Annotated in this window: 17 protein-coding genes, 1 other RNA gene and 1 CRISPR repeat array; of the genes, 15 read left to right on the forward strand and 3 right to left on the reverse strand. The window is 62.4% G+C overall.

The annotated features are described in order from the left end of the window. The first annotated feature begins 14 nt into the window (after positions 1-14). From cas8a1 to lon, 12 genes are all read left to right on the forward strand, one after another. A complete protein-coding gene (gene cas8a1, locus VMH22_04170) occupies positions 15-1499 on the forward strand; it encodes a type I-MYXAN CRISPR-associated Cas8a1/Cmx1 (protein HTW90884.1) in 1485 nt (494 codons plus the stop codon). Between the two features lie 10 nt (positions 1500-1509). Beyond that, the gene (cas7i, locus tag VMH22_04175; GenBank protein HTW90885.1) at positions 1510-2439 is read left to right on the forward strand and encodes a type I-B CRISPR-associated protein Cas7/Cst2/DevR; all 930 of its coding nucleotides are present in this window, start codon (positions 1510-1512) and stop codon (positions 2437-2439) included. Positions 2440-2446: 7 nt separating this feature from the next. Continuing rightward, a complete protein-coding gene (gene cas5 / locus VMH22_04180) occupies positions 2447-3094 on the forward strand; it encodes a type I-MYXAN CRISPR-associated protein Cas5/Cmx5/DevS (GenBank protein ID HTW90886.1) in 648 nt (215 codons plus the stop codon). A 19-nt stretch (positions 3095-3113) separates the two neighbouring features. After that, positions 3114-4075: a CRISPR direct-repeat array (repeat unit 28 nt; unit sequence CCCTCTGATGCCGAAAGGCGTTGAGCAC). A 304-nt stretch (positions 4076-4379) separates the two neighbouring features. Next, entirely contained in the window at positions 4380-5228 is an 849-nt protein-coding gene (locus tag VMH22_04185; protein ID HTW90887.1) for a hypothetical protein, read from the forward strand. 180 nt (positions 5229-5408) lie between these two features. Further along, entirely contained in the window at positions 5409-6212 is an 804-nt protein-coding gene (locus tag VMH22_04190; protein ID HTW90888.1) for a hypothetical protein, read from the forward strand. A 44-nt stretch (positions 6213-6256) separates the two neighbouring features. Then, the gene (locus VMH22_04195) at positions 6257-6496 is read left to right on the forward strand and encodes a hypothetical protein (GenBank protein ID HTW90889.1); all 240 of its coding nucleotides are present in this window, start codon (positions 6257-6259) and stop codon (positions 6494-6496) included. Positions 6497-6516: 20 nt separating this feature from the next. Further along, positions 6517-6801 carry a cell division protein ZapA gene (locus VMH22_04200; GenBank protein HTW90890.1) on the forward strand — a complete coding sequence of 95 codons (285 nt, stop codon included), beginning with the start codon at positions 6517-6519 and terminating at the stop codon, positions 6799-6801. Between the two features lie 56 nt (positions 6802-6857). After that, a non-coding RNA gene (gene ssrS, locus VMH22_04205) (6S RNA) lies at positions 6858-7031 on the forward strand. Positions 7032-7048: 17 nt separating this feature from the next. After that, positions 7049-8623, forward strand: coding sequence for a ribonuclease Y (gene rny / locus VMH22_04210; GenBank protein ID HTW90891.1), 1575 nt, complete (start codon positions 7049-7051; stop codon positions 8621-8623). 36 nt (positions 8624-8659) lie between these two features. Beyond that, on the forward strand, positions 8660-9559 hold the full coding sequence (locus tag VMH22_04215; GenBank protein ID HTW90892.1) for a TIGR00282 family metallophosphoesterase: 900 nt from the start codon (positions 8660-8662) through the stop codon (positions 9557-9559). 15 nt (positions 9560-9574) lie between these two features. After that, positions 9575-9997, forward strand: coding sequence for an Hsp20/alpha crystallin family protein (locus tag VMH22_04220; GenBank protein HTW90893.1), 423 nt, complete (start codon positions 9575-9577; stop codon positions 9995-9997). After that, positions 9990-12407 (forward strand): endopeptidase La, encoded by a 2418-nt coding sequence (gene lon, locus VMH22_04225; GenBank protein HTW90894.1) that lies wholly within the window; start codon positions 9990-9992, stop codon positions 12405-12407. Before VMH22_04220 ends, lon begins: the two co-directional genes overlap by 8 nt. A gap of 68 nt (positions 12408-12475) precedes the next feature. Here lon and uvrA read toward each other — a convergent pair whose 3' ends face one another. Next, positions 12476-15508 carry an excinuclease ABC subunit UvrA gene (gene uvrA, locus VMH22_04230; GenBank protein HTW90895.1) on the reverse strand — a complete coding sequence of 1011 codons (3033 nt, stop codon included), beginning with the start codon at positions 15506-15508 and terminating at the stop codon, positions 12476-12478. Between the two features lie 315 nt (positions 15509-15823). Here uvrA and VMH22_04235 point away from each other — a divergent pair, with 315 nt between their 5' ends. The 3 genes from VMH22_04235 to VMH22_04245 all read left to right on the forward strand — a co-directional run bounded on the left by VMH22_04235 (position 15824) and on the right by VMH22_04245 (position 21343). Beyond that, complete coding sequence (locus VMH22_04235) at positions 15824-18244, forward strand: YncE family protein (protein HTW90896.1); 2421 nt, start codon at positions 15824-15826, stop codon at positions 18242-18244. Positions 18245-18952: 708 nt separating this feature from the next. Then, entirely contained in the window at positions 18953-20248 is a 1296-nt protein-coding gene (locus tag VMH22_04240; protein HTW90897.1) for a sugar transferase, read from the forward strand. A 189-nt stretch (positions 20249-20437) separates the two neighbouring features. Beyond that, the gene (locus VMH22_04245) at positions 20438-21343 is read left to right on the forward strand and encodes a hypothetical protein (GenBank protein HTW90898.1); all 906 of its coding nucleotides are present in this window, start codon (positions 20438-20440) and stop codon (positions 21341-21343) included. A gap of 72 nt (positions 21344-21415) precedes the next feature. On the opposite strand, the gene VMH22_04250 is transcribed toward VMH22_04245, so the two are convergent. Continuing rightward, positions 21416-23710 carry a S8 family serine peptidase gene (locus VMH22_04250; protein ID HTW90899.1) on the reverse strand — a complete coding sequence of 765 codons (2295 nt, stop codon included), beginning with the start codon at positions 23708-23710 and terminating at the stop codon, positions 21416-21418. Positions 23711-23830: 120 nt separating this feature from the next. Continuing rightward, positions 23831-23948 (reverse strand): alanine--glyoxylate aminotransferase family protein (locus VMH22_04255; GenBank protein ID HTW90900.1); only part of this gene is annotated, 118 nt, incomplete at its 5' end.

Consider the following 23948-nt stretch of genomic DNA (forward strand, 5'->3'; position numbering starts at 1 on the left):
CCGTTGAGAGTCCGTTGACCATAGGGCTGTTCGATTCAGGCATGACCGCCCTGCACAAGGTGGGCCTTGCCGGACTGTGGATGACACTCAAGGTGCTCGACACAGACAAGGCCGCGATCCTCCGCCGCCCGACCGGATGCGGATGGGAACTTGGCGACCATGCTGTGAAGCTCGTCTGGGACGGCAACCTTGCCCAGTTCCTCGCCTGGCTCATCGACGAGTCCTTCAAGCTGGACAAGAAAGGGCTATTCTGGTTCCCGGCCCTTGGCGAGCCAATAGCCAACCCGCAGCAGGCAGTAGTCCTGCAGTCAGCCGTGCTGGGGTCGTTCCTGCAGCATGGCCGAACGCGCAAGGCCGACAAGTCCATCGAGGCTGGAGGCAGCCTGTCCGTAACGGTAGACGACGCGCCACTGGTCGTTACGTATCGGCGCGTGCAGCACTACGCTCATCAGGACGCCGACTTCCCACCGGACGGACTCGTCCGGCTTGCCGGCTGGCACTTCCCGGGCGGCGCGGTTCGCCACACTGGGCTCGGTAATACAACCGCGCTTGAGGAACCGCTTGGCCGGACGCTTGCCTTGCAGTTCGCAGTTGTGGGCGCAGTATACTTCGAAGTCAGGCGGCGCGGTCAGGGCACGCGGACAGCGTACTCAATCGTGCTGCCCGAAGTCACAGACCTCAGCGCCTACGCCCGCGCCCGCGCGCTGTTCGTCCGCTACGGCATCCAGCAGCTCGTTGCGTCCGGCTCAGCCGACGCCGGTATGCGCGTGCTGGCCGAACTCCATGCTGCGGGCATCCTCGCCGACGTACGCTCGGCTTCCTGCCGGGTTGTGTCATTCGGTGTTGTGCCGTGGTCGTCGCAACAGAAGACCCGCGTCCAGTTGCTGACGGTGCGGCCCGGCTCGGCAGAAGGACTGCGCACGTATGCTGCCTGCCGCGCGGTCCTGTCCCCGAAGCTCGTGCGGCGCGAGGACAAGCCGCCCTTCTGGGACGTACCGCTTGTGCCCGACATGGTCGCTCGCAACGCGGCATCCGGACAACCGTGGTACATTGGCTTCGCGGACCTAGTAGCCGACAAAGACCGCCGCGAACACGTATTCAGATATGAGAGAGGAGGACTGACAAAGATGGTAGATGACTCACAGACCATGCCCGAAGGTGCGGACCGGACGTTCATCCTTGCCTGCCAGGAAGCCCTGCGCCGGTACATGGGCCAGAAGTTCGGCCGAGCCGGCGGGGCAGACTGGGGCACCGAGTTTGAGAAGGTACGCGTGAGCTTTGCCCGGTGCAAGAACGCACATACGTTGAGGGAGACCATGACCGATTTCTGGGCCAGAGGTGGCGCGCTGCACCAGGGCGACAAGTCCCTGCTCAAGAGCGAAGGCCTCTGGTGGCAGCAGGTGTTGCCGCTGTTCAACGAGAAGAACTGGCGCCGCGCCAAGGACCTTGCCCTGCTCGCGCTGGCGTCGTATCCGGGCGGCAAGGAAGAAGACAAGTAAGGAGGAAAGCATGAGTAAACATCTCTTCGGTATCATCGTCACGCCGTTCGGGACCGCCGCCAACAACCGGGGTGAGAACGAAGGCAACATCACGACGCTCCAGAAGATGCTCTGGAACGGCGAAGTCCACTCGACCGTGTCCGCCGAGGCCATCCGCTGGGCATATCGCTACTTCTGGCAGCGTTCCGGCCTGCCGGTCAACCGCAAGTGGGACGAACAGAAGAACGACCACGTCTGGCAGGACCCGAAGTGGCTGCCGTGGACAGACCCGACCGGCAAAGGCAAGGGCAAGGACACGTTCATCGATGATGACGTCATGGGCTTCATGCTGGCCGAAGCCGGCAAGACGGAAGGCAACGACGCCGAGGCGGGCAAGGGGAAAAGGACCAAGGGCACTTGTGACAAACGTCGCGGCCCGCTTGAACTCACCCGCTCAGTCTCGCTGACACCGTTCTCCGGCGACATCACCTTCAACGCCAAGAGCGGCGAAAAGGGTAGCACCAGTCTCTACGGAACCGAAATCCACGCGACGCGCTACCAGTATGGGCTGGCGCTCACGCCCAAGGCGCTCGCCGAGCCTGAGCGGGCACTCGCAGTCGTGGACGCCGCCATAAGCCTGTCTGAAGTCGCGGGCAATCAGTCGCGGTTCCTCTTCGACTTTTCACCCGAGTCGGTCGTCTTCCGCTGGACCGACGACTTTGCCCCCCGCATGCTCTACGCCTACGCGCAGGACGCCGAGGGCAAGCTCACAGTGCCGGCCCTGCTTCGCGTCGTTGAGTCCGGCGACATCGACCCGGATGAACTGGTCATCGGAGGCACAATCGCGGCGGACCCGGGCGTGAGAGAACTGATGGACGAAGGTGCTTTCCTCGCGTCCGGCGTCAAGGCCGCGGCCGACGAGGTGAAGAAACGCATCAGGACTGACCTCGGTCTGAAGTAGGACAGCCATGGACAGCTTACGGCTGTTCGTGTCTGTCCCGGTTGCCGGGTTTCGTGTGGCACAGGCACGCGAGTTCTGGGAAACCTATCCCATTCCCCCGCCGGCAACGGTCTACGGCATGTTGCTTTCACTCGTCGGCGAGCCAAACCGCCTCACTCATCAGGGCGCAGAGATAGCGGTCGCGTTGGTCTCTGCCCCGGAAAGGTCAACCGTGCTGCGCACGCTCTGGCGCGTGAAGGAGACTGAGTCCGGTCCGGGACAAGGCTCAAACAAGCGGCCGGACTTTCAAGAACTCCTGAGCGACGTACGGCTTTCGGTCTGGCTTCGCCGCGGCGAAGCAGAGCAAGCGCCGTCGAGCTTGTACGACCGCGTGACAGCAGCCATGCTCAGCCCCGGCGACGTGTCGCGCTCCGGCGGCCTGTCATTGGGCGAGAGCACACATCTAGTCAATGAGGTCAGACAGTGGCGTGACAGCGACCCGCCCGAAGGCAACCTCGTGCTGAACGACCCTCAGGGTGACCTCAGCCTGCCGGTCTGGCCCGACCACGTCGGTTCCATCGGCACCCGCTGGTGCCAGTTCCGGCTGAGCGACCGCACACCGTTGCCCGCCGAGCCGCCGACGGAGGCGTGGACCGCAATCCGCCCGCCTGCGTGAGCTACGGAGCTAGACGATTGCCTCTGATGCCGAAAGGCGTTGAGCACTACGGGAAGTATCGACTGTTCCCGGACAAGTCCTCAAATGACGAGCCCTCTGATGCCGAAAGGCGTTGAGCACCCGTGCCAGCCGCGTAGCATTGTAGCCGCTGTGGTGACGTGACGAACCCTCTGATGCCGAAAGGCGTTGAGCACAGAACGTGCCGTGCTCGATTCAATCGCGGGATTCGGGTGACGAACCCTCTGATGCCGAAAGGCGTTGAGCACAACCAAGACGGATCCAAGCTGGTCGCTTCCTACACGTGACGAACCCTCTGATGCCGAAAGGCGTTGAGCACCACACATCCGACGCAGAGTCATCGAGATGCAGGGCTGGTGACGAACCCTCTGATGCCGAAAGGCGTTGAGCACTTTAACGCAGTCGGCTGCGACATTACCTTGCAGCTGTGACGAATCCTCAGATGCCGCAAGGCGTTGAGCACGCCTCTGGCTTGTCGTCTGGACCGAGGAGAATGACGTGACGAACCCTCTGATGCCGAAAGGCGTTGAGCACGGGTGGAACGCCGCCGAGCGCCTGCTTGGCAAGACGTGATGAACCCTCTGATGCCGCAAGGCGTTGAGCACCTCGACGCCACCGAGACCACCTTCGACTTCCGTGGCGCGATGAACCCTCTGATGCCGAAAGGCGTTGAGCACCTGGCCGAGGTTTGGGACCCAATCCTTGAGCGCTAATGATGAACCCTCTGATGCCGAAAGGCGTTGAGCACTTCGGGCAACCGAGCTCCTCGTTGACCTTGTCACCGGTGACGAACCCTCTGATGCCGAAAGGCGTTGAGCACTCCAGGTAGGTCATGCGTTCGATGACTGCGGGGACCAGGATGAACCCTCTGATGCCGAAAGGCGTTGAGCACTTGATGATGTTATCGTCAGGGCTATCCTGACCGAAATGACGAAACCTCTGATGCCGAAAGGCGTTGCGGCAAATCGTGATACAATACGAGGCCCTGCCTGCTCAGCGAGTTGAGAAATGGTGAGGGATGAAGGCGGAGGGCGGAAGGCCGTCGTGCAGGTGGATTGGAGAAGCACAAGCCCCAATCTGTCCGCAAGGTGGTGCTGACGAAGTAGTACCGCGGCCGGGCGGGCGGAGATAGGACAGGGGCGCGATGGGGTGCGTTCCTGTTTCTTGACAGTGCCGGTTTTGGTAGTAGCCTAACAGAGGTTCCGGGGCGGTTCCCGGCAAAGTGGAACAGCCCCTGGAACTACGCAAGCTGACAAAGGAGTATGCGATGAAGAGGATGCTATTGGTCGCGCTGGCCGGTGCGGGGGCGCTCGCGGCGTTGGTCCTGATTCAGGGCTGCGGCGTATTGGGTGGACCGCCGACCGGGGTGGCAGTGAGTGCCGGCCCCGGTGACTCCGACAGCACCGTTGTGGTGTCGTGGACAACTCCGGCCGAAGGCGCACCCGACAAGTACATGGTGTGGTTCCGCCAGCTTACCGATTCGGGGTACTCGGTGGTCGGCGAGACAACCGCGACTTCCTACGCTCACAGCCCGCACGGCATGACCGGTCAATACAAGGTGACGGCCGTGTTCGGAAAAGACACGTACGAGGGGGCGGAGAAGCCGTCCACGGTGCCGATTTACAGCGCCGCGACTGTTCTGTACGAGATCAACAAGGACTCGAGTTACTGCGGCTTTGGCTGGACTCGTGACTCGGGCATCGGCCACGTGTACGCCATGACCGAGAGCGCGAATTGCGCGTCGGTTGACTTCTACATATCCGACCGGCAAACCGGGTACGGCGAGTCACTGCTCAAGGTTGTGAGCCCGAACGTTGACACCATCGACCCCGGGGCCGGGATCGTGCCCAAGGCCGGCTGGCGTTCGAACGGGTTCTCGAATCCGGTGATGGACCCGCAGAGCCCGCTGCCCGCTTATACGGCGCCGCCGAACGCCGACTACTTCATATACACGGTCATTACGACGCAGCCGTGCTACATCGGGTGCTACACGGCCGGTGATACTCTGAAGCACTATGCCCTGATACAGGTTGACAGCTTCAACGTTGCTTCGGGCAAGCTGTGGATGCAGTCGTGGTACCAGCTCGTCCCCGGACTGAGGTTGATCAGGCACTGAGGAGAAGGCCGCAGTCCGAAGACCGCGTGGCGGTATCGATGACGGCAAGGCCCGAAGCGCGAAGTCAGAGTGACGATTGAAGCCCCAATGGAGAAGAAGCCGGAAGCGGTCGTTCGCGCTTGCAGCAGTACTCGTCATTCGAGTTTCGGTACTCGAGGCTTACCGGAAGTCACAACACCAATGAGCAACTGGCTGGGGAAGTCCGTCCTGATTGGCTTGCTTGTTCTGGTCGGGTGCGGCGGCAACGGGCGAGCGCCGTCGAACCTGAGGCTTGAGGCCGACACCGACAGCACGGTTAAGGTCATCTGGAGCGTGCCGACCGACGCCAAGCCGGATGAGTACCTGGTCTCTTTCCGGGCGGCACACGAGACCAGCTTCAGCCTGGTTGGGGAGACAACCGCGAATATCTGGGTCCACAATCCGAGCGGCGCGACCGGCTGGTACCGGGTCGAGGCGAGGTACGGAACCGCGAACTATGCTGCCGGCGCGAATCCGACCACGGTTCCGGTGTGGACTGACACGGTGACGCTGGCAGAGCTGAATGCAACGGGAAATTCCGGCTTCGGCTGGGACCGGCAGAGTGGTCAGGGCCGGCCTCTTGCGATGACCGACGAGCACAACGTGAAATCGGTTGACTTCTATGTCACCGATTTCAAGCCCGCAGGGATGAACCAGGGGCCGTATTCGATCGCCAGTCCGGACATGGGGCCGAGCGACCCTGCCGACGTCGTGCCGACCGATTCCTGGCAGGCCAGCGCTTTCACTGACTCACTGCCCGATGAGAACGCGATGCTGCCGGCATTTTCGGAGACGGCCTATTTCAACTATACCGATATCCTGAGGGTCCCCTGCAGCGTCGGCTGTCTCACCGCCGGCAACCACTACGCGCTGGTGAAGATTGTCGCCGTCGATGTCGAGCACCAGTGCTTGCGGGCGGAGATGTGGTACCAACTCGTACCCGGGCTGCGGCTGACCGGGCACTGAGGTCGAGGCTAAGGCTTAGGCAGAGGTTAAGGTCAAGATAGGACATGATTCCCTCCCAATCTCAGCCTCAACCAAAGCCGGCTGCAGGTGCTGGCCCTTCGTCGGAGCTGGTCGAGCTGTTCCGGCGGCTTGAAGCCAAGGTCGATGAAGCGACGCGGCTGATCGCCAACCTGAGGCGCGAGAAGCTGGAACTCCAGGCACGGCTTGAGCAGGCGACCCGGGCCCGGGCCGAGACAGTGCAGCGGATTGACGCGCTGATTGACAAGATTGACGGTCTGCTATAGATTGAGTTCGATGGGAGCCGATGAAATCAGTTATCGTTAGTGTCTTTGGCAGTGATTATAATGTTAGAGCCGACAGTGACGGCGATCACGTTAAGAGAGTTGCGGAAATAGTTGACCACAAGATGAAGGAGATCGATGGCCAGTTTCACCAGGGCTCAAGCACGCGCACGGCGGTGCTGGCCAGCATGAATCTGGTCGATGAACACCTCATTCAGCGTCAGGAGGACGCGCGCTGGGCGTCGCGACAGGTCGGCTTGCTGATTGACAAGTTGGAGTCCGTTCTTGGAGTAACGAGCGCCAAGTGATGAATGTCGGGGCACGACTTCGACATTCGTCCTTCGCACTTCGCACTTTTACATAAGGCTCCCTGCTGTGTTCGTGATAGTTGGCTAAGTCTTGAGCCAACACCCGTGAAGTGGGCGCTCGATAGCGCCGTGGACTGCCACTCCTCGTTGAGCGGCGCGAAGCGGCACTGAGGCGCCCCGGTTTACGACGGGTTCATAGACTGGTCACTACACGGCACCGCGGGGTTTTGTTTTGTTTGGAGGAATCATGAGTCTGATGGTGGAAATAGTGCTGGCAATTGCCGGTTTCTTAGTTCTGGGAGTGGCAGGATTCTGGTTCGGGTTCGTCATCAGCCGGCGCGCCGCCCGCCAATTAGTGAACGGCGCCGAGCAGGAGCGCGACCGGACCTTAAAGCAGGCGCAGGAAGAGGTGAACCGGGCGCGGGAGAAGTCTGAGGCCGCGGCCAAGCTGGAGTGGGAGCGGGAGAAGCTGAAGTTCGAGACCCAGACCGCGACCACGCGCAGGGAGCTGGAACGGCTGGAAGCGAAGCTATCCGAGCGCGATAGTTTCATCGGCCGCCGGGACAGCGTTCTGACCCAGAAGGAGGCGGACCTCATCAGGAAAGACCGCGACATCGCTGCCCGGGATAAGATCGTACGGGCCAAGATGGAGCGGCTGGACCAGCTCATCAGCCAGGAGAATTCCAAACTTGAACGGCTCGCGGGCCTCTCTTCCGAGGAGGCGCGACGCGAGCTTTGTCGGAACCTGGAGAACCAGGCCCGGCTCGAGGCCGCCCAACTCGTCCGGGACATCAAGGAAGAGGCACGGGGACAGGCCGAGGAGGAGGCGCGGGAGATTATCACGTGCGCCATCCAGCGTTGCGCCGTGTCGCACGCGGCCGAAACCACGATATCGGTCGTGAGCCTGCCCTCGGATGAGCTGAAGGGCCGGATTATCGGCCGCGAGGGCCGCAACATCCGTACCTTCGAGACGCTGACCGGCGTCGAGGTGATGATCGACGACACCCCCGGTGCGATCATTATCTCCGGGTTTGACCCGGTCCGGCGCGAGGTCGCCAAGCTGGCGATGGAGAGGCTCGTGGCCGACGGCCGGATTCACCCGGCGCGAATCGAGGAGGTGGTCGGTCGCACCCGGGACGAGATGAACGCTCTCATCAAGTCGACCGGCGAATCGGTCGTGCTGGAACTGGGCATCGTCGGCCTCCACACGGAGCTTTCCAAGCTGCTGGGCCGCCTGAAGTACCGAACCAGCTACGGACAGAATGTGCTGGTTCACTCGAAGGAGGTCGCTTATCTTGCCGCGTTGATGGCGCAGGAACTGGACCTCGACCCGGCCCTGGCCAAGCGGGCCGGGTTGTTGCACGACATCGGCAAGGCCGCGGACCAGTCGATCGAGGGACCCCACGCGAGCATCGGCGCGGAACTCGCCCGCCGGTACGGCGAGGACGAGCTGGTGGTGAACGCGGTGGCGGCGCACCACGAGGAAGTGATGCTCGATTCGCCCTACGCTTTCCTCGTAGCTGCGGCCGACGGTGTGTCCGGCTCACGGCCCGGGGCCAGGCGTGAGAGTTTCGAGACGTATGTCAAACGCGTGGAGACGCTCGAGACAATCGCGTCCTCGATGGAGGGGGTCGAGCGGGCTTACGCGATACAGGCCGGGCGCGAGATCCGGGTGCTGGTCGAGCCGGACAAGGTCACGGACCACGACTCGGCGGAACTGGCGGCCAAGGTTGCGGCCCAGATTCAGGCAGAACTCAAATACCCCGGGCAGATCAAGGTCACCGTCATCCGCGAGACGCGTGCAGTCGACTACGCTCGCTAGGACAGGCCAAGGTCAAGGTTAAGGTCAAGACAGGACATGAGTCCGTCTGAATATCAACCTCAGCTCGGACCTCGGCGTCTCCCCGGGGCGTTGCGCGTGCTCTTTCTGGGCGACGTATGCGCGGAGCCGGGACGCAAGGCGGTAGAATGGGAGATCGCCGGACTGCGGCAGCGACTGGGTGCCGACTTCATCATTGCCAACGCCGAGAACGCCGCGGGCGGGTACGGGATTACGCCGGTTATTGCAGACGGACTGCTGAAGGCAGGGGTCGGCTGCATCACGACCGGGGACCACGCGTTCGACCGCAAGGAAGTCTGGGAGTATCTCGGCACCGAGTCCAGGATTCTCCGCCCGCTCAATTTCCCGCCGCAGGCGCCGGGGCGGGGCAGCGGGATCTACGAGTGTCGAATGACGAATGCCGAAGGCACAGGCGAAAGGGAAGCGACCACAGTGAAGGTGGCGGTGGTGAGCCTGCAGGGGCGCGTGTTCATGAAGCCGCTGGATTGCCCGTTCCGCCGAATGCTGCCGGCGTTGGACGAAATCCGGCGCGAAACCCCGGTGGTATTCGTGGACATTCACGCCGAGGCGACCGCAGAGAAGCAGGCAATGGGCTGGTTCCTGGATGGACGGGTGTCGGCCGTGCTGGGCAGCCACACGCATGTCCAGACCGCGGACGAGGCGATACTGGCGGGCGGCAGCGCCTACATCACCGACGCCGGCATGTGCGGCTCGTTCGACTCGGTGCTCGGCATGAGCAAGGACACGTCTCTGCGCCGGATGATCGAGATGGTGCCGGTGAGGCTGCAGCCGGCGACCGGGGACGTGCGCATCAACGGTGTGTGGGTCGATGTCGAGCCGTCGAGCGGTCGCGCCCTGTCAATCGGACGACTGGTCCACACGGTTGCGCCTGGCCCGAATCAGCTCCCGACCGGGTAGCGTCTAACAAAGTCGATGTATGGGCAGCGGCGCGTCAGCGCAATAATATCTGTAAGTCATGAGATAGACGAGCTGTTCGAGAGGTTCTTCGGGGTTCAGGAGAGCAACGCGGTCTGGGAGCCGCCGGTCGACCTCTTCGCCAGCGAGCAAAAAGTCTACCTTATGGCCGAGGTGCCGGGTGTCCCCGGGTCTGAGGTGCACGTCCGGGTCGGCGCCAGGATGGTCCAGATTCTAGGCATCAAGCGGCCGCCGCAAAAGGTCCGGCGCGGAGTAACCTTCTATGAATCCCAGATTCCGTACGGCGGATTTGAGAAGCGGGTAAGCCTGCCGTTTGCGGTTAATCCCGACAGCATCAAAGTTGAGATCAAGGACGGTGTGCTGAGCCTGGAGCTGGACCGGACGGGTGTCAGCACCGTGAGGGTGATACGACTTGAGTGATAAACCTGATACAATTGTCAAAACCGATGAGCAGTTGAAGCACGGGCCGGAGGACTTGCCGCAGGTTCGTCTCGGCCAGTTCCCGGCCGAGTTGCCGGTGTTGGTAGTGAAGGGCGGCGTGGTATTTCCCGGACTGGTATCACCGCTGGTCGTCTCGACCGAGCGTTCGGCAAAGCTGGTGGACGATGCGCTTGCCGGCGACAAGCTGGTATGCGCCGTGACACAGCGCGACTCGTCGCTTGAACACGAGGCCGAGCCGGCTGACCTGTACGGCATCGGCACAATCTCCGTCATACTCAAGATGCTGCGTTTCCCGGACGGGACCATGCGGCTGCTGCTCCAGGGCATGCGGCGGGCGCGAGTCGAGGAGTACGTGTCAACCACTCCTTACCTGCGAGCAAAGGTGAAGCCGCTGGAAGATGCGGGCCAGAAGGATGTGGCTACCCGAGCCCTGATGCGCAGCGTGGCAGATACTTTCGGCAAGCTGTCCGAGCTGGCACCCTATCTGCCGGATGATGTCACCACAGTCGTGACGAACATCGACTCGCCTGGCCGGCTGGCTGATTTCGCAGCCACCTACGTCAACTTCGACCTATCAGAGAAGCAGCGGCTGCTCGAGATGCTCGACGTGAAGGAGCGGTTACAGGCGCTGCTGCCGCTCCTCTCCAAGGAAATCGGCATCCTGGAACTGGGCGCGAAGATTCGCGACCAGGTCAAGGGTGAGCTCGACAAGTCCCAGCGCGAGTACTTCCTGCGCGAGCAGATGAAGGCGATCCAGAAAGAGCTGGGCGAGTCTGACCAGACCCAGGCAGAAATCGACGAACTGCGCAAAAAGGTCGAGGAGGCAGGCATGCCTCAGGCCGCGCTGGAAGCGGCCCGCCGGGAACTGGATCGGCTCTCGCGGATGTCGCCCGCTGCGTCCGAGTACTCGGTGACGCGCAACTACTTTGACTGGCTGCTGGCCGTGCCGTGGAAGGTGCGGACCGAGGACAACCTCGACGTGAAGCAGGCCGGCAAGATACTGAACGAGGACCATTACGATCTCGAGAAGGTGAAGCAGCGGATCTTGGAGTACCTGTCGGTACGGAAGCTGAAGAAGGACTCCAAGGGTCCAATCCTGTGCTTCATCGGACCGCCAGGCGTGGGCAAGACGTCGCTTGGTCGCTCCATCGCACGGGCCTTGGGCCGTAAGTTCCTGCGGTTCTCCCTGGGAGGAATCAGGGACGAAGCCGAGATCCGCGGCCACCGCCGTACCTATGTCGGAGCGCTGCCCGGACGAATCGTTCAGGGCCTGCGTACTGCCGGCTCGATGAACCCGATCATCATGCTCGATGAAATCGACAAGGTCGGGACCGATTTCCGGGGAGACCCGTCATCAGCCCTGCTTGAGGTGCTCGATCCGGAGCAGAACTTCAGCTTCTCCGACCATTACCTGGAAGTGCCGGTAGACCTTTCGCAGGTGATGTTCATTACGACTGCGAACGTGGCCGACACAATCATCCCCGCGCTACGTGACCGTATGGAATTCCTCGAATTGCCGGGCTACACCGATGAAGAGAAAATCTCCATTGCCAAGGGTTTCCTGGTGCCGAGGCAGCTCACGCAGAACGGCCTGACCAAAGAGCAGGTCCAGTTCAAGGACGAGGCCTTGAAGTTGATTGCGAGCGAGTACACGCGTGAGGCCGGGGTTCGTAACCTGGAACGGGAAGTCGGTTCGGTGATGCGTAAACTCGCGCGCCGGTTTGCCGAAGGCCGGACCAAGGCCTCAGTCATTGCCCCGGCCGACGTGCGCAAGCTGCTCGGACCGCGACGCTTCTCTTCCGAAGTCGCCGCGCGGAGGATGCACGCCGGCGTCTCGACCGGCCTCGCGGTCACGCCATTCGGCGGAGAGATCCTGTTCATCGAGTCCTCGCTGATGAAGGGCAAGAAGCAACTGCTCCTGACTGGGCTGCTCGGCGACGTGATGAAAGAATCGGCCGAAGCCGCGCTCTCCTACGTGCGGGCGCACGCAAAGCAGCTCGGGATCGACGAGAAGTTCTTCGAGGAGTCCGATCTCCACATCCACATCCCGGCGGGTGCGACCCCGAAAGACGGTCCCTCTGCCGGCATCGCCATCGCCGCCTCGGTGATTTCTCTGCTACGGCGCGAGTCGCTCGACCCGCGTATCGCCATGACGGGTGAGATAACGCTAACCGGCCGGGTCCTGCCCATTGGCGGCGTGAAGGAGAAGGTGCTGGCAGCGAGCCGGGCAGGCATCAAGGCTGTCATCCTGCCGGCGGAGAACCGGCGCGACCTGAAAGACGTCCCGGCCAATGTCAGGAAAGGGCTCAAGTTCCACTTCGTAAAGTCAGTCGGGGACTTGTGCCGGGTGTTGTTTCCGAAGACATGCGGCGTAGGCAGAACAGGTTGAGGCAAAGGCAAAGGTGAAGGTCAACATGTCGAGACATTCCGGATCTCGACCTTAACCTCTACCTTTACCTATGTCTGTCTGAGTAGCGGTTTCAGGTACCTGCCGGTGTGCGAAGATGCGCACGCGGCGACCTGCTCCGGCGTTCCGGCGACGACAACCGTGCCGCCCTCGTCACCGCCCTCAGGTCCGAGGTCAATCACCCAGTCCGCACACTTGATGACTTCGAGGTTATGCTCGATGACGAGCACGGTGTTGCCGCGTTCGACCAGGCGGTCCAGAACGCCGAGCAGCAACCGGACGTCCTCGAAGTGGAGTCCGGTGGTCGGCTCGTCCAGCAGGTAGAGCGTTCGGCCCGTGGCAATCTTCGACAACTCCCGCGCCAGCTTGATACGCTGGGCCTCGCCGCCGGACAGAGTCGGGGCGGGTTGCCCCAGCTTGACGTAACCCAAACCGACATCCTTCAAGAGCTTCAGCTTGCGGCCGATTGCCGGCACGTTGGCGAAGAACTCGGTCCCCTCATCTACTGACATTTCGAGCACGTCGCTGATGCTCTTTAGCTTGTACTTTACCTCAAGGGTCTCGCGGTTGTACCGTTTGCCCTTGCAGACGTCGCAGGTTACGTAGACGTCGGGCAGGAAGTGCATCTCGACCTTGATGATTCCGTCCCCGGCGCAGGCTTCGCACCGGCCGCCCTTGACGTTGAACGAGAACCGGCCCGGCTTGTACCCGCGCATGCGGGCATCCTTGGTGCGGGCAAACAGGTCGCGAATCGGCCCGAACGCACCGGTATAGGTCGCGGCGTTCGAGCGCGGCGTCCGGCCGATTGGGGACTGGTCGATGTTTATCACCTTGTCGATCTTCTCGATGCCGGAGATGCGGTCATGCGCGCCCGGTTTCTCTCTGGAATCGTAGAAGTGGCGGGCAAGCGCCCGGTAGAGGATGTCGGAGACGAACGTGCTCTTGCCCGAGCCGGAGACACCGGTCACGTTCACGAACAGGCCGAGCGGCACTGTGATGTCGGTGTTCTTCAGGTTGTTCTCTTTACAGCCGTGGACCGTGAGCCAGCCGAGCCGGGGCTCGCGTCTGGCTGCGGGCGTCTCGATGCGCCGGAGGCCTGACAGGTACGCGCCGGTGAGCGAATCCGGGTTGCGCTTGATCTCCTCGGGTGTGCCTTGGGCAATGACCCTGCCGCCGGAAGCGCCCGCGCCGGGGCCGAGGTCGACGACGTGGTCGGCCTCGAGGATTGTCTCTTCGTCGTGTTCAACCACGATGACCGTGTTGCCGAGGTCGCGCAGCCGGGTGAGAGTTTCCAGCAGCTTCCGGTTGTCGCGCTGGTGCAGGCCGATGGAAGGCTCGTCGAGAATGTAGACCACACCGACCAGGCCGGAGCCGATCTGCGTGGCGAGGCGGACGCGCTGGGCCTCGCCGCCGCCGAGGGTCTCGGCGGTGCGGTCGAGCGTCAGGTAGTCGATGCCGACCGCGGTCAGGAAGCTGAGCCGCTTCCGCAGTTCCTTCACGACCTCGCGCGAGACCTCTTCGTCGCGACCGGAGAGCTTCAGCTCGCGGGCAAAGTAGTCGTGACAGCGGCGGATGGAGAATGCGCTCAGGTCGGCGATGTTCAGGTCGCCGATGCGTACCGCGAGCGCCTCGGGCTTCAGCCGCCGGCCCTGGCAGTCCGGGCAGGGAAGCAGGGTCATGAACCCCTCAATCCACTCGCGCCGCGACTCGGATTCGGTCTCGTGGTACAGGCGGAGCAGGTTCGGCATCAGGCCTTCGAACTTGTGCTGCCAGTAGAACTCGCTGTCGTCCCACCGCGTGTACTTGACCTTCATCTCTTCGTCGGAGCCGTAGAGAATCAGGCGCTTGGCAAACGCGGGGAGTTTGCGCCACGGCACATCCAGCTTGAACTCGTGCCGCCGCGCCAGCGTGCGGAGCGGGGCGGTGAACCACTGGCTCCGGACGCGCGCCTCGCCCCAAGGCGCCAGTGCGCCGTCCAACACCGACAGATCAGGATTGGCGATGACGCGGTCCGGGTCGATTTCCATCTTCGTGCCGAGCCCGTGGCAGGTCGGGCAAGCGCCCTGGGGCGCGTTGAACGAGAACAGGCGCGGCGAAATCTCGCCGAAGCTGAACCCGCACTCCGGGCAGGCAAGGGCGGCGGAGAAGACCAAGTCGGATGAAAGTGGTCCAGAGGTCGAGTGGTCCAGTGGTCTAGTGTCCGAGCCTTCGCTTCGCTCTCCCTCTCCTCTGGGAGGAGAGGGATGGGGTGAGGAGTGACCGGAACCTCTAGCTTCTAGCTTCTGGCTTCTAGCTTCTGACTTCGCCCGATCCGTGGCTACGATGCACAGTCCGTTTCCCTCTTTGAGTGCTAGCTCCACGGAGTCTGCCAGCCGTTTCCGAACGTCCGGCTTGACCGAAAGTCGGTCGACTACGACTTCAATGTCGTGCTTCTTGTAGCGCTCGAGGTCCGGTACTTCATCAATCTCGTAGAGCTTTCCATCCACCCGCACGCGGATGTAGCCCCGGCGCTTGGCTTTGACCAGCAGCTCCTTGTACTCACCCTTGCGAGCGCGTATCAGCGGGGCAAGGATGATGAGGTTGGTGCCTTCGGGCAAGTCGAGAAGGACATCGACAATCTGGTCAGTGGTCTGGGAGGAGATCGGCTTGCCGCACTTCGGGCAGTAGGGTTTACCGATGCGGGCGAAGAGCAAACGCAGGTAGTCGTATATCTCAGTGACCGTGCCGACCGTGGAGCGCGGGTTGCGGGCTGATGTCCGCTGCTCAATAGCGATGGCAGGGGAGAGGCCGGTAATCTGGTCGCAGTCCGGCTTCTCCAACATGCCGAGGAACTGCCGGGCGTAGGCGGAGAGCGATTCGATGTAGCGACGCTGGCCTTCGGCGTAGATGGTGTCGAACGCGAGCGACGACTTGCCCGAGCCGGAAAGGCCGGTGATGACCACCAGCTTGTTGCGCGGGATGTCGAGACTGATGTTCTTGAGATTGTGCTCCCGCGCTCCGCGGATACTTATCACGTCGTGATGGGATTCCGCCTCCGTCGTTTGGCGTTCGGCATTCGTCGCTCGCACTTTGCTGTCTGTCATGGGGGACTAAGAGTAGCCGACCGACTGCGCATGGTCAAGCTGACTCCCGCATCCCCAGAACCGAGATAGAAGTTCACCACCAAGACACAAAGACACAAAGAAGGTCCGGATGGAAATGTCCGGTGTATGCTTGGTGTCCTTGGTGTCTTAGTGGTTCAATGTCGGGTTCAGGACCGCATGCGATCTTCTGCTTGACTTTTCCCGGCGCGGATCATAATTAAGCAGCGACGCCGAGTGTGGCGGAGCAGAGGTTACACCGCCGCAATGGCCGATCGGCGCCAGTCTGCATGGGTAACATCCAGACGGAGGTGCAGAATGCCATCTTTCTGCGTTCGACGTTCTTTGGTCCGAACCATCTCCTCACGCATCTGGGCCGTACGACCCGTTGTCGTATCGTTGGCCGTTTGCTGCTGCCTGTCGGCGGTCAGCGGACAGTTGCTTGAAAAGACCATCTACCTGCCGGACTCGCTAGGCGGGCTGCCGAATCCGCAGTGCCTGACGTGTAATTCGGCCAACAACACCGTCTATGTCGGCGGCGAGTATGGCGATTGCGTGATCGCGATTGACGGGGCCACAAATCAAAGGATTGCACGGATTCCAGCCGGGTCGAATGTGGTGGCTCTCTGCTACAACCCGACCAACAACAAGGTCTATGCCGCCAACTGCAACAGCAACAACGTGACCGTGATAGACGGTGCGACCAATAGGGTCATCACGACGGTGACTGCAGGCAGCGGGCCCCGTGCCCTCTGCTACAACCCGACCAACAACAAGGTCTACTGCGCGGACTCGGGCGCCAACAACGTGACCGTGATAGACGGTGCGACCAATGGGGTCATCGCAACCGTGACCGCTGGTGGCGAGCCCTGTGCGCTCTGCTACAACCCGACCAACAACAAAGCTTACTGCGCGAACTACGCCAGCGCCAGCGTGACCGTGATAGACGGCGCGACCGACAGCGTCATTGCCACCGTGACGGCAGGTGAAAATCCTCAGGCCTTCTGCTACAACGCGACCAACAACAAGGTTTACTGCGCGAACTGCGGCAGCAACAACGTGACCGTGATGGATGGCCGGACCGACAGCGTCATTGCTACCGTGACGGCAGGTGAGAGTCCTCAGGCCCTGTGCCATAACCCGACCAATAACAAGGTCTACTGCGCAAACTACCTGTCCTATGACGTGACCGTGATAGACGGCGAGACCGACAACGTCATCGCCACCGTGAATGACATCAGCGAACCTCGTGCTCTGTGTTACAGCCCGACCGCCAATAGGGTCTACTGCGCAGACCATGGCGGCGGCGATGTCACCGTGATCAACGGCGCGACCGACGGCGTCATCACCGACGTGACCGTTGAGTACACCCCTTACGCCCTCTGCTACAACCCGACCAGCAACAAGGTCTACTGCGCGAACAACTACGCCCGCAGCGTGAGTGTGATTGACGGTGCGTCCAACGGGGTCGTTGCCACCGTGGTCGTGGCGGCCTGCCCTTTTGCCCTTTGCCACAACTCGTCCGACAACAAGATCTACTGCGTGGGCTCCAGGATTGACGGCCACGTGGTGGCGGTGATAGACGAGGCGACCAACAGGGTTGTCGACACCGTGGCCGGGTGTGATGGCGCCGGTGCCTTCTGCTACAACCCGACGAACAACAAGATCTACGACGCGAATGGGATCGGCGCCAGCGTCGCCGTGATCGACGGTGCGACCGACAGCGTCATCGCCACGGTGACTACAGACACCTTCCCCGATGCCTTCTGTTATGATCCGACCAACAACAACATCTACTGTGCTGACCTGGGTAGTGGCGACGTGACAGTAATCGACGGCGCGAGCGACAGCGTCATCGCCACGGTGGCCGCCGGCTACGCCCCTTGCGCCCTCTGCCACAATCCAACCGACAACAAGATCTACTGCGCGAACGGCAGCGACAGTGTTGTCGTGATAGACGGCGCGACGAACACGGTCCTCGCCAGTTTGTGTGTAGGTAGCTCCCCTTGCGCCCTCTGTTACAACGCGACCAACAACAAGGTCTACTGCGCGAACAAAGGCAGTGACAGCGTGACCGTAATTGACGGCAAGACCGAGCGCGTCCTTCGGACTGTGGTCGTAGGTAGCGGTCCTGATGCTCTCTGCTACAATCCGACCAACAACAAGATATACTGCGCGAACCAAGGTAGTGCCGACGTGACGGTCGTAGACGGCGCGACCGACAACGTAATCGCGACCATGGCCGCGGGCAATTCTCCACAGGCTCTCTGTTGTGACACGATGCACAACTACGTGTACTGCGTAAACTACGGCGACGCCAGCGTTTCAGTGATGGGCGGCGCATCGAATGCGTGGGACACCACGGTCAGTGTCGGAATGAGTCCCTTGGCGCTGGTCTCGGTGTCTGCAACCGGGCGGGTGTATGTCGCAAACTGGCAGAGTTCGAGCATCTCGGTGCTGCGCGACACGAACCCCTCGGGCGTTGAGGATCTGCATGCGAACGCGCGGCACGTGGGTGGAGCAACGCTCGTCCGTGGTGTGCTGCGCTTGCCGGCAGCCACAAGCCCCAAGCTGCGAGCGGTGGGCCTGCTCGATGTCTCGGGCCGCAAGGTACTAGACCTGCATCCTGGCACGAATGACGTGCGGGCGCTGGCCCCGGGGGTGTACTTCATCAGAGAGGGGTTAGGGGCTAGGGGCGAGGGGCTGGGGAAGACGCGGAAGGTCGTCATAGCGCGGTAGGTGGAGGCCGAGGCGGGGCGAGCGGCTCCGAGTTGCCGTCACGGTCAGCATGAAAGGGCGTTCCGTACCGGCAAAGCCCTGCCGAGTGCAATGTCGGCGCATCTCCGTTCAGTTACGTCGATTACGACATGCCTAACCTATTGAATATCAGACCATTAGGCGTTGTCGGCCTCGCCTAAGTCGAGATTCCGCTAATCGCCTTGGGAACCGTTCCGGGAACGGTTCGGGGGGCGGTTCCCGACCCGACCCGGAAGAGCATGTGCGGACCGGTTCTCGTGGCGATACGCGAGCCGGTTCGCGGCGTGAATACGACCGGGATTCGGCAATCGACTCCGCGGGGCACCTCCGGGTTCTTTCGTGGCATGAATCGCGCGGGCGTCTGCCGGATGACTCGCAGTGTGACCTCCGACGTGGTTGCGTACGTGGTTTGAGGGCCGGTTCGCGAAGGGACTCTGAAGGCGACTTCGAGCGTGACCCTCTCTCATCACCCCGACCCTCTTCTCGGCGAGCACCGGGAGGGCGAAGCGAGGCGGAGGCTTGGGATGCGATCCGGCACTGAAGCGGGGCTATCCTATGCGAGCGACGCCCAAATGGGGACAGTCCCACGGAGCGCTTGCGTCAGGCTCAGCACGGTACAGTCCCCATTTGGGGCGCTTGGCGCGCTTGACTGGCCGGGTGCTGCCGATAGACTGCCGTGAGACCCGGCGAATGAAGATCAGTCTAAGGAACAACGGCTCTGTGCTCGTCGTGATGGAGTTGCTGTTCCTGTTGCTTGCCGTTACCCTGCTCAGGGACACATTTGTCAAGGACTCGGTGGCGGCGACCACGGTCGTGGCGGTCTGGATTATTCTCATAGCCGCGAGCTACGTGGCCGGCGAGTTCGAGTCAACCGCACGCGCCAACTTCGGCCTGACCCTCAGGACCCAGGCCGCGTTCGGCCTGGCCTACGCGGGTTACAGCATCCTGCACGGGCTTTGGCACTGGTGCGAGCCGGTGACGGTCAAGTTCTGGCTCATGCTCTGGCTGTACCTCAACGCTCTCGCTCCGGTCATCGGTCTCTGCCTGCGCTATCTGACACGCCAGCCGGTGCTGCTGGTGACCGACCTGCACTTCACCAAAACCCGGCTGCTCCGCTGGTGGGGGTTCGAGTGCGCGGAGGTAATCACGCTGGAGGACCTGCCGGCCTGGCTGAAAGCGAATTCCGATGACCGGGGGCACATCGCCAGGTACGACACCATCATCGTTGACTGCTCAAACCCGAAGACCGACTATATGGTGGCCGGGCTCTCCGGCGACTACTTCGTAGACTTTATCGGCGTACCTTCCTTCAAGATGTCCACGTACCTGTTCGGGCCCCACCCGCGGCCGATTTCCTCATACTCGCTGAGCGGGGTGGGCCGGAGGCTGAAGCGTGTCGTCGACCTGGTGCTGTCCGGGCTGGCCATTATCATCCTGAGCCCGGTCTACATAGTCACGAGCATCATTATCAAGCTCGACAGCCCGGGCCCGGTCTTCTACCGGCACCGGAGGCTGGGACGGAACATGTGCGAGCTGAGGATTCTCAAGTTCCGGACCATGCACCGCGATGCGGACAAACGGCTGAAGGAGCTGCTCGATTCCGACCCGGCGCTGAAGAAGGAGTTTGAGGAGAAGTTCAAGCTGACGCGCGACCCGCGCATCACCCGCGTCGGCAAGTTTCTGCGCAAGTACAGCATCGACGAGCTGCCGCAATTCTTCAACGTCCTCGCGGGCCAGATGAGCTTCGTCGGGCCGCGGCCAATCGTCAATGACGAGGTGAAATACTACAAGGAGCATTCACTCGTGATGTTCCGAGTTCCGCCGGGCGCGACCGGCCAGTGGCAGGTTTCAGGCAGGAATGACACGAGCTACGACTCGCGCGTGGCAATGGACACGAACTACGTGCAGGAGTGGACTTTCTGGGAGGACCTCAAGATCATTCTCAAGACGCCGAGGGCGGTATTATCGAAGAAGGGTTCGTACTAGGAGAAATGACGAAGGACGAATGACGAGGGCGGATGAAGCCAGAAGCTAGAGGCCTGAAGCTAGAGGCTAGAAGTCCGAGATTCTCCTCACCCCAACCCTCTCCTTTTGGAGGAGAGGGAGAGCGACGCGAGGGTGAGGAGGCGGTCGGCGGTGAGCTGCTAGCGGATCTTGGTCCGCTCAGGAGGCGAGATGATAGTTGAGAAGAACGACGTTGCGGCGCTGAGGCTGGCCGAGATGCGTGGGTGGTTCCCGACCGACGGTGAGGTGGTGTCGGCAGGATTGATGCCGGCCGACTACGCGGAGCGGCTCCAACGGCTCTGCGCCCTCGGCATCATCCGCGGGTTCAAGACCACGCTCGTGGTGCCGCCGCTATTGGGCGGGGACTGGGTCTGGGCGGCGGTGCTGGCCAGCGCGAGGCGCGACCTGGGCCTGGCCAACGCGCTTGCCGCCAAGCTGCCGTTCGTCAGCGAAATCGTGTTGAACGCGAGCCTGCCCGAGCGGGTGGGGCCGAACCTCGCCGTGCTCTTCTACTCGCGCGACTTCGACAAAGAGGCCGAGTTCATCCGTAACGCGCCCGGCATCGATTATCACGAGGTGTACCGGGTTGCCGAGTATTCGTTCCCGGTCGCGATGCCGCTCTCCGGGGACGAGAAGGAACTAATCCGTTGCCTGGTGGAGCATCCGAATTCAACTATCGCCGAGGTCGGCAAGGCAATCGACCGCAGTCCGACCTGGGTGCGGGCCAAGCTGGACCGGCTGTTGTGGACCGCGACCAACCGGACCGGCGTGCTGCGGGTTCTGCCCGAGGTGAACTGGGCCCTGGTCGAGAACTTCGGCCACTTCCACTTCCTGCTCGAGACCGGCCACCGACCCGACCAGCTCGAACGGCTGGTGGGCGAAGCCGGGCTGAGCCTGGTGTTCGGCGGCAAGACCTACCAGAATCAGTACGTGCAGGTCGAGGCCGACATCTGGGGAATCGGGAAGCTGCTCGATACCGTGGCCTTCCTCGACCAGATTGCGGGTGTGCGAGTGGCCGCCGCGCTGTGGAATCGCGAGGTCATCATCAACGCTGGCTGGGTGCCGGGGCTGGTGTAAGCAAATCAGGGAGAGAGGGATTGAGGGATAAAGGGATAGAGTGACGGACTTCCGATGCTTGACCCCTTTTCTTCAGCGCGCGATAACAAGCTTGCCGGTCACCGGCGGCAGGCTGCCTGACGTCAGCCGGTAGAAGTACACGCCCGGACGCAGGGCGGGTGAACGTCCATGCGTCCCATCGTATACCTTCCTGCCGTCAATCGTGAAAACCGCGAGATGCCAGCCGGGCCGCAGCGGGATGCCGAAGCAAGTCCGAAGTCTGGAGTTCGACCTTCGGAGTTCGGCGTTCGGAGTTCCGGAAATGCCCGGCACCATGCCGGCAATGTTGCCTCGCACGGCCACGGCAAAGGGCTGCCTCGCCGTGACGACTCTGTGGCCGATGACGCGCGCGGTCCAATGGCCGACAAGGGGATGGCTGACGAGACAGACCTCCTCGACGTTGAGCGAGTCCCAGTTCGAGGGGTTGGGAGCGGACCAGCCGTCGTAGAACTGGTTTCCGTGATAGTGGTTGCCGTCCGGGCTGGTCAGTTCCAGGTCCAGGTCATTGACGATGGAAATGGCGGCGAGTGGCGCCGCCGCGGTGTCGGTCCACGCGAGCACGACGTGGAGCGGTGCGCGGCCCGAGAGGTCGAACCCGAACGACGCCGAGCTGTCGGTCGAAACCCCGACCGAGTCGTCGTCAAAGGCAATTCCGTTGCTGTCGTCGTCGAAGTGCATGATGTTCGAGAGGTCGAGCCGGCCCCATCCCGCGGCGTTGTTGGGCATGTACTGGCTGCCGACGTTGGAGTCGCAACCGGCGATGGCCATGGCTCGCATCAGCGCCGAACTGAGCCGGGTGACGCGGTGGCTGGAGTCGGGCGTCCCGGTCGGATACCAGCCATCGCTAAGATACTGGCGCAGGAGCATCAAGGCGCCGCTGACCGCGGGAGCGGAGATGCTGGTGCCGTTGGTCTTGACGTAGGAGTGGGTGTCATGGCCGTCGGCGGTAGTGACGCTCTCTCCGGGCGCGAGCAGGTCCGGCTTGATGCGTCCATCCTGGCAGGGCCCGCGCGAAGATAGCGTCCAAATAGTGTTGCTGTTCGTGCCGTTACCGCAGGCGCCGACGGTCAGGGCATTCTTGGCGCCGGACGGATGGCCGATGTTGAGGTAGGGGCCGCCCATGTTGGCCGCGGCCCAGATGACCAGGAACTGCTTGTCCTTCCAGCAGACCGCATCGACCGACGATTCCTCGATCCGGTAGTAACTGAGGCTGTCGGAGTTGCCGAACGAGCCCGACACCTGCCGGACCGGCCGGCTCATGCCGTTACTGAGCCGGACCGAGTCGAGGAGGGCCGTGAAATCGTTATCAAAGACATCCTTGCCAAGTGCGTTCCCCTCGTCCACGAAGTAGATGCGGCAGTCGGGAGCGACCCCGTCGAAGGCGGAGCTGTCGCCGGTCTCGTAGTCGCTGCCGCAAAGTGTGCCGGCGACCGCAGTGCCGTGGAAGCTGCCGGCGTCGCCGAAGGCAGCGCCGTCGTAGAGCTTGTAGGCGGCGATCTTGCGATTGGCGCCGTAAATCCCCGGCTGGGTTATCGTCTGGGCGGTGTCGATGAACATGTCGTGCCGGGTGTTGATGCCGGTGTCGAACAGCCCGACGATCATGTTCTGGCCGCGGATGCCGTGTGCCCAGATCGGGCGGCCGGCAAGCTCGTCCGGCGGCTGCGGGCGCCAGCCGATCTGCATCACCCACTGGACGTCGTGATTGTACTCACATGGCGAAGAGTGTCCTTGAATCCAGGCGACCGACTCGAGCGCGGCGAGTTCGGGGACAAGTGCCGCGTCGAGCCGGAAGCTGACCGAATGGTTGATGATTCTTTCCACTGTGCCGCCCATGGCGACGATGCGCGCCGCGACTGTGTTCGGGTCGATGTCAGGCCAGACGGAGAGGACAAAGATGGAGGAGGGAGGAGGGAGGAGGGAGGAGGCAGACGCAAGTGGAATCAGCTCGGGCGCGAGTTTGGCCCTGGCGGGCAGCGGGCCGAGCCAGTCGACGAAGGGAAGATTCTTGAAGTCACTCGCGGATAAGTCGCGCCAGAGACGGCAGACGACGGTCTCGTACGCAAGGTAGCAGAGCGGGTTTGCGCCGAGGCGGCGGAGTTGAGCCAGCCACTCCTGCCGCACCGGGCCGCGGAGGTGCACGAGCCAGCAGGTGCCGTTTTCCAGCCGGTAACTCGGCTCGGGCAAAGGCGCGCTGCGGATGTCGATGCTTGTGCCGTTGGCGAAGCGGATAGCCGGTGCTGCGGCGCTGGTCGGCGGCATGGCCCAGCCGGAAGCCCCGATCCGCGGCAGCGCGCCGGACAGCACGAGCAGCAGCGCCAGTCCGTTCATCCGTGTCGTCCGCGGTCGTCAGTGCTCCCGCAGGAGCGAGCGATCGATTCCATAAGGGCCTGACGCCCCGCGTCCTTAAGTCGGCCGCGAGGCGTCAGAGCAGTAAGGCCGGACGTAGCGCTACAACTTGAGCACATCCACGATGGCCGAAGTGACTTCCTTCATGTCCGCCATCGTGAGATCGCCCATGTGCGCGATGCGGAAGGTCTTTTCCTTGATGTCGCCATAGCCGTTCGAG

The organism is bacterium, assembly GCA_035505375.1.
Classification (GTDB): Bacteria; Hydrothermota; Tepidihabitantia; order Tepidihabitantales; family Tepidihabitantaceae; genus UBA2258.

Excerpts from the sequence above, each read along its gene's own strand:
- uvrA (HTW90895.1), bottom strand. The coding sequence starts at position 15,508 with ATGACAGACAGCAAAGTGCGAGCGACGAATGCCGAACGCCAAACGACG.
- VMH22_04235 (HTW90896.1), top strand. The coding sequence starts at position 15,824 with ATGCCATCTTTCTGCGTTCGACGTTCTTTGGTCCGAACCATCTCCTCA.
- VMH22_04250 (HTW90899.1), bottom strand. The coding sequence starts at position 23,710 with ATGAACGGACTGGCGCTGCTGCTCGTGCTGTCCGGCGCGCTGCCGCGG.
- VMH22_04185 (HTW90887.1), top strand. The coding sequence starts at position 4,380 with ATGAAGAGGATGCTATTGGTCGCGCTGGCCGGTGCGGGGGCGCTCGCG.
- cas7i (HTW90885.1), top strand. The coding sequence starts at position 1,510 with ATGAGTAAACATCTCTTCGGTATCATCGTCACGCCGTTCGGGACCGCC.
- VMH22_04215 (HTW90892.1), top strand. The coding sequence starts at position 8,660 with ATGAGTCCGTCTGAATATCAACCTCAGCTCGGACCTCGGCGTCTCCCC.
- VMH22_04220 (HTW90893.1), top strand. The coding sequence starts at position 9,575 with ATGTATGGGCAGCGGCGCGTCAGCGCAATAATATCTGTAAGTCATGAG.
- VMH22_04195 (HTW90889.1), top strand. The coding sequence starts at position 6,257 with ATGATTCCCTCCCAATCTCAGCCTCAACCAAAGCCGGCTGCAGGTGCT.
- VMH22_04245 (HTW90898.1), top strand. The coding sequence starts at position 20,438 with ATGATAGTTGAGAAGAACGACGTTGCGGCGCTGAGGCTGGCCGAGATG.
- cas5 (HTW90886.1), top strand. The coding sequence starts at position 2,447 with ATGGACAGCTTACGGCTGTTCGTGTCTGTCCCGGTTGCCGGGTTTCGT.
- rny (HTW90891.1), top strand. The coding sequence starts at position 7,049 with ATGAGTCTGATGGTGGAAATAGTGCTGGCAATTGCCGGTTTCTTAGTT.
- VMH22_04200 (HTW90890.1), top strand. The coding sequence starts at position 6,517 with ATGAAATCAGTTATCGTTAGTGTCTTTGGCAGTGATTATAATGTTAGA.
- VMH22_04240 (HTW90897.1), top strand. The coding sequence starts at position 18,953 with ATGAAGATCAGTCTAAGGAACAACGGCTCTGTGCTCGTCGTGATGGAG.
- VMH22_04190 (HTW90888.1), top strand. The coding sequence starts at position 5,409 with ATGAGCAACTGGCTGGGGAAGTCCGTCCTGATTGGCTTGCTTGTTCTG.